General features: G+C 68.9%; 7 protein-coding genes and 1 pseudogene. 5 read left to right on the plus strand and 3 right to left on the minus strand.

What is annotated here, in order from left to right:
- Window positions 1–24 precede the first annotated feature (24 nt).
- From ACTMTF_RS41395 to ACTMTF_RS41405, 3 genes and pseudogenes are all read left to right on the plus strand, one after another.
- Entirely contained in the window at window positions 25–3,501 is a 3,477-nt protein-coding gene (locus tag ACTMTF_RS41395; RefSeq protein WP_441115578.1) for a ThuA domain-containing protein, read from the plus strand.
- 74 nt (window positions 3,502–3,575) lie between these two features.
- Entirely contained in the window at window positions 3,576–6,398 is a 2,823-nt protein-coding gene (locus ACTMTF_RS41400) for a glycosyl hydrolase family 95 catalytic domain-containing protein (protein ID WP_441115579.1), read from the plus strand.
- 177 nt (window positions 6,399–6,575) lie between these two features.
- Window positions 6,576–7,307: pseudogene (locus tag ACTMTF_RS41405) on the plus strand (IS3 family transposase); the annotation flags it as partial.
- 359 nt (window positions 7,308–7,666) lie between these two features.
- Here ACTMTF_RS41405 and ACTMTF_RS41410 read toward each other — a convergent pair.
- The 3 genes from ACTMTF_RS41410 to ACTMTF_RS41420 are packed head-to-tail and all read right to left on the minus strand — an operon-like array spanning window position 7,667 to window position 11,011.
- Entirely contained in the window at window positions 7,667–9,016 is a 1,350-nt protein-coding gene (locus tag ACTMTF_RS41410) for an aspartate aminotransferase family protein (protein WP_441115580.1), read from the minus strand.
- Complete coding sequence (locus tag ACTMTF_RS41415; RefSeq protein ID WP_441115581.1) at window positions 9,013–10,074, minus strand: 3-oxoacyl-ACP synthase III family protein; 1,062 nt, start codon at window positions 10,072–10,074, stop codon at window positions 9,013–9,015. The genes ACTMTF_RS41410 and ACTMTF_RS41415 overlap by 4 nt, the downstream gene beginning before the upstream one ends.
- Before the next feature lie 34 nt (window positions 10,075–10,108).
- Window positions 10,109–11,011: a DMT family transporter gene (locus ACTMTF_RS41420; RefSeq protein WP_441115582.1), complete on the minus strand. Its 903-nt coding sequence runs from the start codon at window positions 11,009–11,011 to the stop codon at window positions 10,109–10,111.
- Window positions 11,012–11,334: 323 nt separating this feature from the next.
- Between ACTMTF_RS41420 and ACTMTF_RS41425 the strand changes: the two genes are divergently transcribed.
- Both ACTMTF_RS41425 and ACTMTF_RS41430 read left to right on the plus strand, forming a co-directional pair.
- Window positions 11,335–11,931 carry a CGNR zinc finger domain-containing protein gene (locus ACTMTF_RS41425; protein ID WP_441115583.1) on the plus strand — a complete coding sequence of 199 codons (597 nt, stop codon included), beginning with the start codon at window positions 11,335–11,337 and terminating at the stop codon, window positions 11,929–11,931.
- 43 nt (window positions 11,932–11,974) lie between these two features.
- Window positions 11,975–12,391 (plus strand): hypothetical protein, encoded by a 417-nt coding sequence (locus ACTMTF_RS41430; RefSeq protein WP_441115584.1) that lies wholly within the window; start codon window positions 11,975–11,977, stop codon window positions 12,389–12,391.
- The last annotated feature ends 311 nt before the right edge of the window (window positions 12,392–12,702 follow it).

Raw genomic sequence — 12,702 nt, forward strand, 5'->3', positions numbered from 1 at the left:
GGCAACCCCCTCAGGAGATCCTTCATGCGAAGATCACGCCTGTTCTCCGCCCTGGTCGCAGCCTTGTCAGGGCTGTTGATGTCCTTGTCGCCACAAGTGGCGCACGCGGCCGCACCGCAGTTCAGGGTGCTGTTGTTCACCGAGACGGCGAGCGGCGCCTTCCGGCATGACTCCATCCCCGCAGGTGTCGCGATGTTCCAGCGGCTGGCGGCCGACAACGATTTCCAGCTCGACCACAGCGAGGACTCCGCCGTCTTCACAACCGCGACCCTGAACGCCTACGACGCGGTGATCATGTTCCAGACCAGCGGAATGGTATGGGACAACGACGCTCAGCGTCAGGCCTTCCAGACCTATGTGCGCGGTGGCCACGGCGTCGTCGCGATCCACAACGCCACCGACATGAACATCGAGGCGCAGTTCCCCTGGTGGGACCAGGTCGCCCTGGCCGGCGCCCACATGACCGCGCATTCGTCGATCCTGCAGGGCACCGCCAAGGTGGCCGATAAGGCTCACCCCTCCACGCAGGGGCTGCCGGATCGGTGGGTGCGTACGGAAGAGTGGTACAACTTCGACCAGAACATGCGGGGCTCGGTGCACGTGCTGGTGACCGCGGACGAGACCACGTACGACGCGGGGCCGAACAGGATGGGCGCCGACCACCCGATCTCCTGGTGCCACAACCCGGAGGGCGGCCGGGTGTGGGCCACTGCGATGGGTCACCAGGCGTCCGCCTACGCGGAGCCCCTGTTCGCACAGCATCTGCTGGGCGCTGTGCGGTGGGCGGCGGGCGCGGCGCCGGGTGACTGCGGCGGCACGGTCGCGGCCCGGTTCCAGAAAGTGACCCTCGACGGCGCACCCGACCAGCCGATGGAGCTGGATGTGGCCGCCGACGGCAGGGTCTTCTACATCTCGCGCTCCGGCAAGGTGAACATGATCCCCGCCGATGGCGGGGGCACGCGCGTCATCGGCACCCTGCCGGTGTACGACGGTGGCGAGGACGGCGGCATCGGGCTGGCGCTGGATCCGGGCTTCGCCACCAATGGCTGGATCTACGTCAACTACTCGCCGTCCAACGGCGGGGAGGTGAACCGGTTATCGAGGTTCACGTACAACGGGACCAGCCTCGACCTGGCGAGCGAGAAGAAGATCCTTGAGGTTCCGGCGTACCGCAACGTCGACGAGCCCGGCCACACCGGCGGCTACCTCGTGTTCGGGCCGGCCGGGAACCTGTACATCGGCCCGGGTGACGACACCAATCCGCACGGGTCCAGCGGATACGCCCCGATCGACGAGCGGCCGGGCCGGGAGCACTACGACGCTCAGCGGTCCTCGGCCAACACCGACGACCTGCGCGGCAAGATCCTGCGCATCCACCCCGAGCCCGACGGCACCTACACGATCCCGTCCGGCAACCTGTTCGCGCCCGGCACCGCCAAGACCCGGCCGGAGATCTACGCGATGGGCTTCCGCAACCCGTTCCGCTTCTCGGTCGACAAGGTGACGGGCTGGATCTCGGTGGGCGACTACGGCCCGGACGCGGGCGCCGCGAACCCCAGCCGCGGTCCCGAGGGCACCGTCGAGTGGAACCTGATCAAGCAGCCCGGCTTCTACGGCTGGCCGTACTGCGTCGGCGACAACCTCCCGTTCAACGACTACAACTTCGCCACCGGCACCTCCGGCGCGAAGTTCTCCTGCTCGGCACCGGTCAACAACTCGCCCAACAACACCGGACTGACCAACCTGCCCCCGGCCAAGCCCGCTACCGTGTGGTACGACTACCACGCCTCGGTCGAGTTCCCCGAAATCGACTGCTGCGGCGGCGCCGCCCCGATGGGCGGCCCGTTCTACCGCTACGACCCGGCCGGCACCTCGGACCGAAAGTTCCCCGAGTACTTCGACGGCACGCCGTTCCTCTATGAATGGAGCCGCAACTTCGTCAAGGAGCTCCGCCTGGACTCCTCGGGCAACCTCCTGAAGATCAACCCCTTGGTGGCCCAGTTCGCCCCGCGTGCGCCGATCGACATGAAGTTCGGCCCGGACGGCGCCCTGTACATGGCCGACTGGGGCAACGGCTTCGGTCACGCGAACACCGATGACGGCATTTACCGTGTCGACTACGTGGCCGGAAACCGCGCGCCCCTGGCCAGGGCAAGCGCCGACCCCGACTCGGGCACGGCACCGCTGGCGGTGGCGTTCTCCTCGGCCGGCTCGACCGACCCCGACGGCGACGCGATCACCTACGCGTGGGACTTCGGCGACGGCGGGACCGCCACCAGCGCCAACCCCTCCCACACGTACGACACCAACGGCACCTACACGGCAAGGCTGACCGTACGGGACTCCGGCGGGAAGACGGGCAGCGTCACGTTGCCCATCGTCGTCGGCAACACTCGTCCCGAGGTGGCCTTCTCGGCCCCACCCGACGGCGGGTTCATCGACTTCGGCGACCAGGTGGACTACACGGTGAACGTCACCGACGCCGAGGACGGCGCCGCCGACTGCACCAAGGTCAACGTGATCACCGCGCTCGGCCATGACCAGCACGCCCACGACACCGGCCAGTACACCGGATGCTCCGGGACGGTCACGACCACCGCCTCAGGCCATGACGAGGCCGCCAACGTCTACTACGTCCTGTCCGCCGACTACACCGACCAGGGCGGCCTGAAGGGCTCCGCCGGCCTCACCCTGCAGCCGAAACACAAGCAGGCCGAGCACTTCACCGGCTCGGCCGGAATCCGCGTCATCGACGAGTCCGGCGCCGAAGGCGGCAGGCGCATCGGCGACATCTCGAACGATGACTGGATCTCCTTCAGCCCGATCAACCTGTCCGGGATTGACACGGTGTCCTTCCGCGTCTCGGCGCCGTCCGGCACCGGGGCGTCCATCGAACTGCACGCCGACTCGCCGACCGGGCCCCTCCTTGCCTCTAGCCCCGTGCCGGCGACCGGGGGATGGAACACCTACGTGTCGCTGCCCGCGGTGCCGGTCACCGACCCCGGTGGTACCCGCGACCTGCACGTCGTGTTCAAGGCGCCGTCCGCGAACGCGTTCGACCTGGACTCCGTCACCTTCAACGGCAGGGGAGTCGGGCAGGGTGACGGCACGCCTCCCGGCAGCACGAGCGCACTGCGGGGCGTGGCGTCGAACCGGTGCCTGGACCTCAACGGTGCCACGCAGGCGAACGGCGCGCAGGTGCAGCTCTGGGACTGCAACGGGCAGCCCAACCAGCAGTGGACGCCGACCGATTCGGGTGAGCTCCGCGTGTACGGCGACAAGTGCCTGGACGTGACCGGGGCCGGGACCGCGGACGGCACCGCGGTGATCATCTGGGACTGCAACGGCCAGAACAACCAGAAGTGGCGGCTCAACGCCGACGGCACGATCACCGCCGTCGGCGCGAACAAGTGCCTGGACGTCAACGGCACCGGCAACGGTACGAAGGTGCAGATCTGGGCGTGCAACGGCCAGAACAACCAGAAGTGGACCCGCGTCTGATTCCCCTGGCCGTGGGGGCCACCACCACTCCGTAGGGAGCGATATCCGAGATGCCTGATCTATCGCGAAGGCAAGTGCTGAAATTGGGCGCGGCAGGATCTGGAGCCGCGATCCTGCCGCTGGGGTGGACGGCCGCCCCCCGGGCCGCCTCGGCGCCCCCTCCCCAGGTGCGCGCCGCGAACGAGCTGGCCCTGTGGTACGACGAGAGCGCCGGCACGGACTGGCTGCGAGCGCTCCCGATCGGCAACGGCCGCCTGGGCGCCATGGTGTTCGGCAACGTCGACACCGAGCGATTTCAGCTCAACGAGGACACCGTCTGGGCCGGCGGACCGTACGACCAGAGCAATCCCCGAGGGGCGGCGGCGCTGGAGCAGATCCAGCACCTGGTCTTCCAGAACCAGTGGAGCCAGGCCCAGACGCTGATCGACCAGAACATGCGGGGAAATCCGGTGGGACAGCTGGCCTACCAGACCGTCGGCGAGCTGCGGCTCGGCTTCGGCAGCGCCGCCGGGGTCACGGAGTACAACCGATATCTGGACCTCACCACGGCCACCACGGCCGTGTCCTACCTGCAGAACGGCGTCCGCTACCGGCGCGAAGTGCTCGCCAGCGCGCCTGATCAGGTGATCGCCATCCGCCTGACCGCCGACAGGCCGGGCTCGATCACGTTCTCCGCGACGTTCGGCAGCCCGCAACGAGCGACGCGCTCCAGCCCGGACGGGACCACGGTCGCGCTCGACGGCATCTCGGGCGACATGGAGGGCGTGGCCGGCTCGGTCCGGTACCTGGCGCTGGCACGGGCCGTCGCCGAAGGCGGCAGCGTCCGCAGTTCCGGCGGCACCCTGCAGGTCACCTCCGCAGACAGCGTGCTGGTGCTGGTGTCCATCGGCTCCGGTTACCGCGACTTCCGCGACGTCGGCGGCGACCACCAGGGCATCGCGCGCCGCCATCTCGACGCGGCCACTGGCAGCACCTACGACGACCTGCGCGGCCGGCACGTCGCCGACTACCAGCGGTTGTTCGGGCGCACGACGCTTGACCTCGGCCGGACCGCGGCGGCCGACCAGCCGACCGACGTGCGGATCGCGCAGCACGCGAACACCGACGACCCGCAGTTCTCCGCGCTGCTGTTCCAGTACGGCCGATACCTGCTGATCTCGTCCTCACGGCCGGGCACCCAACCGGCCAACCTCCAGGGCATCTGGAACGATTCGCTCACACCGGCCTGGGACGCGAAATACACCATCAACGCGAATCTGCCGATGAACTATTGGCCGGCCGACACCACGAACCTGTCCGAGTGCTACAAGCCGGTGTTCGCCATGCTCGACGAGCTCGCGGTCAGCGGCGCCCGAACGGCCCGCGTCCAGTACGACGCCGGCGGCTGGGTGACCCATCACAACACCGACGCCTGGCGGGGGACGTCGGTCGTGGACGGCGCGTTCTGGGGCATGTGGCAGACCGGTGGCGCCTGGCTGGCCACCCTCGTCTGGGACCACTACACCTTCACCGGCGACCTGGAGTTCCTCCGGCGGTACTACCCCGCGATGAAAGGCGCCGCGCAGTTCTTCCTCGACACCCTCGTGCAGGAACCGAATCTCGGGTATCTGGTCACCAACCCGTCGAACTCTCCGGAACTCGCCCACCACGCGGGCGTCAGCGTCTGCGCCGGCCCCACCATGGACAACCAGATCCTGCGAGACCTGTTCAACGGCTGCGCCGAGGCCTCCCAGACGCTCGGCGTCGACGCCGACTTCCGGGCGCGGGCCCTGACCGCCCGGGACCGGCTCCCGCCGATGAAGATCGGCTCGCGCGGCAACATCCAGGAGTGGCTGTACGACTGGGTCGAGACCGAGCCCGCCCACCGGCACATCTCCCACCTCTACGGCCTGCACCCCAGCAACCAGATCAGCAAGCGCGGCACCCCGGCGCTGTACACCGCCGCGCGGCGAACCCTCGAATTACGCGGGGACGACGGGACCGGCTGGTCACTCGCCTGGAAGATCAACTATTGGGCGCGGATGGAGGAAGGCAGCCGGGCGCACGCGCTGCTCCGCCTCCTGGTGACGACGGACCGGCTGGCGCCGAACATGTTCGACCTGCACCCGCCGTTCCAGATCGACGGCAACTTCGGCGCCACGTCCGGCATCGCCGAGATGTTGCTGCACAGCCACAACGGCGAGCTGCACGTGCTGCCGGCACTGCCGCCGGCCTGGCCGAACGGCAAGGTGCAGGGCCTTCGGGGACGCGGCGGCCACACTGTGGATGCGACATGGAGCTCCGGCGGGGCCACCGAAATCCTCATCGGGTTCGACCGTGACGGGACGGTCGACGTACGCAGCCGCATCTTCGCCGGAACCTACGAGGTGGTCGACGCCTCGACCGGCGATACCGTCTCCGTCGCCGAACCCGAGGACGACGTCATCAGACTGACCGGCCAGGCCGGTCGTACGTACCGCCTGAGCGGGTCCGGCCCCGCGCCGGCGAGCTACGTGCGGATCATCAATGCGACCACCGGCCTGGTGCTGGACAGCGGCGGGAACGTCGCCTCCGGGTCGAACCTCAAGCAGTGGAACTGGGACGGCAGCACCCACCTGCAGTGGCAGCTCGTGGACCTGGGCGGCGGCTGGTACCGCATCGTCAACCGCGCCAACGCCATGGTCATCGACAGCTGGGGCAACACCGCCAACGGCGCCACTGCCCGGCAGTCGGCCTGGAACGGCGCCGCCAACCAGCAGTGGCGACTCAACAGCACGGGCAACGGCCGCCACCAGATCATCAACCGGGGCACCGGCACCGCCCTGGACGGCATGGGCAACAGCACCGCCGGCTCCGCCGTCGCCTTGTGGACGCCGAACAGCAGCACCAACAACCAATGGACGATCACGAGCGCGTGACCGCCGCGGCGCCTCACCCGCTCCGCGGCCGACAGCGTGGCTGCACGGCGACCGCGGCCGGTGACCTGGCTCCTGTTGCTGAGCCTGGTCACCGTCCGCGCTTGCGCTGTGGGCCATGCGGACGCGGGGGTGTAGGTCCACTTCCGGTTGCCGCCGCCGCAGCAGCTGTAGTTCCACGTGGCGATGAAGTCGTATCCGCCGGAGTTCAAGGCGGATGCCGTCGCGTTGTACCTGTCTGACCCGGCGCGGACGTACGCGTCGGTGGCCCGGGATCTGGGCATCAACCGTGAGACCCTGCGCCTGTGGGTGAAGGAGGCCCGCGCGGACGGCACCGCCGGGGCGAAGAAGGCGGGCCCGGCCAAGAAGCCGGCGAGCGGCCCGATATCGTCCGACGACGTGCTGGAAGAGGAGAACAAGCAGCTCCGGGCCCAGGTCCGGGAGCTGGAACTGGAACGCGACATCCTGCGCGGTCGGCCAAATATTTCGCGGGAGAGACGAACTGGTGAGCCGCTTCGAGTTCGTTGCCGACCATCGGGGCGCCTTCGGCGTGAAGCGGCTATGCCGGGTGCTGGGACTTTCCCGCTCCGGCTTCTACCGATGGATGAAGGCGGCGCCCCCCCGGGCGGCCCGTGCCGCGGCCGATACCGCGCTCGCGCAGGAGATCAAGCAGATCCACGAGGAGTTCGACGGCACCTACGGCAGCCCGCGCATTACCGCCGAACTGCGTGAGAAGGGCCGCGAGGTCAACCACAAGCGCGTCGCCCGCGTGATGCGCCGCATCGGCATCGTCGGGGGGTGCACCTGCGCAAAAAGGTGCGCACCACTCTGCCCGAGCCGTCCCATCAGAAGGTTCCCGACCTGCTCCGGCGGGACTTCACCGCGCCCGCGCCGAACCTGCGCTACGTCGGGTCGGGTAGCCGGAGGGAATTTCACCCTCCGGCTCCCACAGAACCGTGCGTAATAGTCTCCCATTACACGGCTCTTGCCCCCTGATCGGGACTGTACGGTCTTCGGTGTAACTCCTGATCAAGGAGAACGCAGTGATGAGTACTGTGATCCAGGCATCGACGGAGATCGACCTGGAGGACGCCGCGGTGGCGCGTAAGAAGCCGGAGAACTCGACGGATCGGGAGCTGGTGGCCAGGCTGGTTGACCAGGCCGGGGGCGATGGCGGTGGCGGCGAAGCGCCGGAAGTGTTCGCGTCGCCGTTCCTGGTGTGGATTCCATCCGAGTCGCATGGCGTTCCTTCCTGGTTTGTTCGGGTGTGCTTAGATCTGGGTGAGTATGGAGGCGGCGGCGTCGACGAAGTCGTGAATGTCCTGGTCGCGGGTGGCGGTGGAGACGCAGCCCATACCGCGAGGGGCGATGATGAAGCCCTGGTTGAGAAGGCCTAGGAAGAACGCCTGCTGCATCTTGGGGTCGACACGGCGGGTGTCGCGGAAGGTGGTCACGACACCTGCGCCGATGTGGATGTTGAACAGGGACGCGTACCCGGTGACGTGGGCGGGAAGGCCGTCACGGTCGATCCGGCGGGTGAGTTCGTTGCGCAGGCGCGCACCCTTCGCGGCGAGGCCGAGATGGGCGAGCGGCGACAGCCGGCGCATCGTCACCAGGCCGGCGGCCAGGCTGCAGGCGTTGCCGGTGAAGGTTCCTCCCTGGTAGAGGCGGGGGCCCCCGGCGCGGGCGTCGTAGACGTCGGTGCCGCCTTGGGGTTCAAGCTGCCGCATCAGGTCATCGCGTCCGCCGTAGGCGCCGATGGGGAGCCCGCCGCCGATCACCTTGCCCATGACGGTCAGGTCGGGGGTGACCTCGTAGTTGGCCTGCGCGCCTCCGGGTGCGACGCGCAGCGTGATGACCTCGTCGAAGATCAGCACGATCCCCAGAGCCGTGCAGGCCTCCCGCAGCGCCTGCAGGTATTCCTTCCTGGCGGGGATAACGCCGCCGACGCCGAGGATGGGCTCCACGATCACGGCCGCTACGCGCGGGCTGTGGGCTCGCAGCAGTGCGACGGCCGCGTCCTCGTCGTTGAACGGCAGCACCAGGACGCGTTGGTCGCATCCGGCGGGCAGACCGGCCATGTCCGGCGTCGCGGTCGGGGTGTGCGACGGCCCCCATGACTCGGGGTGGGGGCGGACGCTGACGAGCGCGTCGTCGTGGGTTCCGTGATAGCCGCCTTCGACCTTGGCGATGAGGTTGCGTCCGGTGTGGGCGCGGGCCAGGCGCATCGCGAACATCGCGGCTTCGGTGCCAGAGCCGGTGAAGCGGAGTCGTTGTAACGAGGGGACCCGCGCCCGCAGGAGCTCCGCCAGCTCGCTCTCCTGCGGTGTGGCGAAGGAGAAGCTGGTCCCGCCCCTGGCCGCACGGCAGACGGCGTCGACGACCTCGGGGTCGGCGTGCCCCAGGACAAGAGCGGTGTAGTTGTTCAGCATGTCGACATACACCCGGCCGTCGACATCGGTCACCTGCGTGCCGCTGCCCCGGACGAGGTACACCGGGTGCGGTGACCAGGAGTTGAGGCTGCGGGTCGCACCGGCGGGGAGGGAGGTGACGGCTCGTTCATACTGCCGCCGCGAGTTCGGCGTTTGCTCGGCGTAGGAGATGTCGAGGGGGGAGGTCATGACGTGATTCCTTCCTGAACGGGCTGAAACTGGTCGCGGGGGGCCCAGGTCATCAGGGCGCTACCCCAGGTCATGCCGCCGCCGAAGGCGAGGAGCAGGACGGTGTCGCCGCCCTGGACACGTCCTGAGCGGACGGCGGCGTCGAGGGTGACGGGGACGGAGGCCGCACCGGTGTTCCCGTAGCAGTCACCGCTGATGGCGAGCTGGTCGGGCAGCAGGCCTGCCTTCTTCGCGCAGTCGTGGAGGAGCCGGACGTTCGCCTGATGGGGGACGACAAGGGTCAGCTCGCTCATGGTCAGCTGAGACCGCTCCAGCACGTCGTTGAGCATCCGCTTGAAGATGGCCTCGACGAAGGTGCGTACGGCTCGGCCGTCCATTTTGAAGAAGTGGTCACCGTCACGCAGGGTCTGGGCGGACGCGGGCCGGCGGCTTCCTCCTGCCGGAATGCGTACGTAGTGGGCCTTGGCACCGTCGGCGCCCAGTTCGATATCGGTGATACCCGGCCCGGCCGTAGCCCGTGACAAGACGACCGCGCCCGCCCCGTCGCCGAACAGGCTCGCGGTGCGCGAGTCGGTGTAGTCGAGGATGCGCGAGTAGACGTCCGCCCCGATGACCAGCGCGTGGCGAAGCCGCGGGTTGGTCATCATCATCGAGCGGGCGACCGCCAGGGCGTACACGAACCCCGTGCAGACGGCGTCGACGTCGAATGCCGCACAACTGCCGATACGGAGATTGGCCTGCACGATGCAGGCGGTGGCCGGCATCGGCTTGTCCGGTGTGGAGGTCGCGACGATGATCAGGCCGATGTCGTCCGCCTGTAGTCGTGCGGCGCGCATGGCTCGCCGCGCGGCGGCTGTGGCGAGGTCCGATGTCGCTTCGCTGTCGGCGGCGACGCGCCGTTCACGGATTCCGGTACGCTCCTCGATCCACTCGGGGGCGACGTGCATGCGATCCGAGAGCTCGGCGTTGGACACGACGGTCGCAGGCAGGCAGGCACCGGTTCCGGCGATGGCGACGCGGTGGTTCGCGGGCACGGCACGTTCACGATTTCGGTGCATGTTTCTCCCTAGGGATACTGCCGGCGTTGTGGCGTCACACGCCGGTGTGCTTGGGCGGGTTCTTGGCTACAAGGGCCGGGGGTTTCGCGGGTGTGGCGCGTTGCCCGCTGCTCGCGGCCGCCCCGATGACGGAGGCGCAGACGAGCGCGGCACCGATGATCTGCAGCGGCGACAGGTCTTCCGCGAAGACCAGGAACGCCAGCACGCTGGTGACGACCGGCTCGGCGCTGGAGATTGCCGCCGAAGGGGCGGCGCCCAGCAGCCGAAGACCGGCAAAGAAGGCGATGATGGCGATGAGCGTGGAGACGACGGCGGTCGCCACGGCCGCCGACCAACCGGGGAGGTCGCCGGGGAAGGACGGAGCGTGGGCCAGGCACGCGCCGGCGTAGACCCCGGTCGCGGCCAGGCAGACGGTGGTGGTCGAGGCGAGCGGGCCGGCCGCGCCCGACAGGTGGCTGCCAGCCAGGATGTAGCCCGTGTAGATGATCGCCGCGGCGACCGCGAGTGCGATGCCGAGAAGATCGCCCTCCAGCGTCGGGCTGGCGACCAGCGCGACGCCCAGAGTCGCCATGCCGGTGGCCGCGAGCGTGATCAAGGGAGGCACGCGGCGGGTCAGGACGGCGCCGCAGATGGCCACCAGTACCGGGTAGGTGTAGAAGAGGACCGCTACCAGACCTGCTGGTATTCGCGTCAACGCGGTGAAATAGGTCAATGACTGCCCGACGTAGCCAACCGCGCCCATCAGCACCAGGAGGCGCAGGTCTCGCCCGCGCGGCCAGGGGGTCGATGTGATCGCCATTAGCGCCGTGAGGGCGATCGCGGCGACGCCGAAGCGGATCAGCAGCACACCGTGAACGTCGGCGCCGCTGTCATAGGCGATCCTCGCGAAGATCGCCATGGCGCCGAAGGACACGGCGGAGCCGAGGATGAGAAGCACTCCGGTCGCGGTACGCCGGGGCAGGACCGGGGGGGCGGTCATCGTGATTCCCCGCCCGGGTGCGCCGTGTGGCGTGGTGAGCAGGCGCCTCGCGCCGCCTCAGGCCACGTGCTTCAAGGATCGATACGGCCGTCGGGGCGGCTCTGATTGCGCCGCGCCTTGCGCTCTTCGGCTCTGACGCCGGTGGGACTGAGCTTCATGGTGGAACCACATCCCGTCTCCTTGAGCTTCCCCCCAATCGGAGTAACCTGTCAAGTAGTGAGAATGGTGACGGCGTAGATGGGGTGTCCATAATGACGAGCGAGCAGAGGAGTAAACCCGACGTGGCTCCGGATGGCTTGGAGACGCTCCGGCTCTTTCTCAATACGCGAGATCTGGAAGCCGGCCTCGACGAGTTCGACGAGGCCGGCTCTCTGGCGAGGTGGCTCCGCGAACACGAACTCCTCGACCCGGACGAGACGGTGCGCCATGACGACGTCCTGCGGGCCCGAGAGCTGCGTGAGGCGCTCCGCTCCCTGCTGAGCGAGCGCTCCGAGCCCGGCCACGCCTCCCGCGCCGCGCAGTCCTTCAACGTGGCCGCCCAGTCGGCCGCCCCGCTGCAGGTCGAGATCTCACCGGACGCGACCGTCACGTTGGTTGCGACCCGCTCCGGGGCGCCTCGCGCGCTGGGCCGCATCGTCGCCGCCGTCGCCGGGCACGCGGGAACCCCTGCCTGGGAACGCCTCAAGATCTGTGGCAACCGTGCCTGCCAATGGGCGTTCTACGATCACGCCAGAAACAAGACCGGCCGCTGGTGCGACATGGCCACCTGCGGAAACAAGGCCAAGGCGAGGAGCTATCGGCGGCGGCGATCCGACACGGTGACGGCCGGCGTCGCCTTCGATCCGGGTGGCCGCCCCGGTTCACCCCAGACCGGCTGACCGGCCTGCGCCAGCCTGCCGGTGACCGGCAGGGGCCGAGGTGATGCCCGGGCGGCCTCGCGGCGGGCCCGCGTGGTGGGCCGCGCTTTCCGTACCCGCGTCCTCAGCCGAAGTCGCGGCGGCGCAGGACCAGCAGCCCGCCGCCCACATGATCTGCGCCGACACCGGTCAGTGGGGACCAGCGGCCGAGCGATTCGCCGTCGCAGCCGCCGCCGAGGTGTCCGCCAGGTACGACCGAGGAGCATCCGTCTCCCAAGCAAGCCTGTTGTGGGCGCTGGCCCACGCCCGCGACTGGAACGTGGCCGAAACGGTTCTCCTGCGCGATGTGCTGCCCCGCCGGGGCCAGGCGGTCTCAGCACGTGCCGCACGCCTGCTCATGACTGCCGCCCGCCTCCGGGACGACGCTCGCGGGCGGCCAAGCCTGTGCCAGGCCTCCCGCGAGCTCACCATCAGTCCGTGAGCAGGCACGACCGCGGCCGAGGACCGGAAGGTGTTTCATAAGCGGAGACACATGAAACATGGCTCGCGCCTTGCCCCGTCCAGGAGATTCTCTGTTTCACAGGCCGGTGCAAACGACTTGATTCATGAAACGGTCGAAGGCAGCACCACGCCAGCCGAAGAGAACGCCGACCCTGTGTCGCCCTGTCACCCACCCGGCCTGACGGCTGGCCCGACTGGCTCGGACGCCGGCCTATCCCCATCATTGAACGCGACCGGCTCCGTCAGACCATCGACGCCCATCGACTGTCCCGCGAGACCGCGCGCGCCCAG

The organism is Nonomuraea sp. ZG12, from assembly GCF_052068115.1.
GTDB lineage: Bacteria > Actinomycetota > Actinomycetes > Streptosporangiales > Streptosporangiaceae > Nonomuraea.

Excerpts from the sequence above, each read along its gene's own strand:
- ACTMTF_RS41395 (WP_441115578.1), top strand. The coding sequence starts at position 25 with ATGCGAAGATCACGCCTGTTCTCCGCCCTGGTCGCAGCCTTGTCAGGG.
- ACTMTF_RS41410 (WP_441115580.1), bottom strand. The coding sequence starts at position 9,016 with ATGACCTCCCCCCTCGACATCTCCTACGCCGAGCAAACGCCGAACTCG.
- ACTMTF_RS41415 (WP_441115581.1), bottom strand. The coding sequence starts at position 10,074 with ATGCACCGAAATCGTGAACGTGCCGTGCCCGCGAACCACCGCGTCGCC.
- ACTMTF_RS41430 (WP_441115584.1), top strand. The coding sequence starts at position 11,975 with ATGCCCGGGCGGCCTCGCGGCGGGCCCGCGTGGTGGGCCGCGCTTTCC.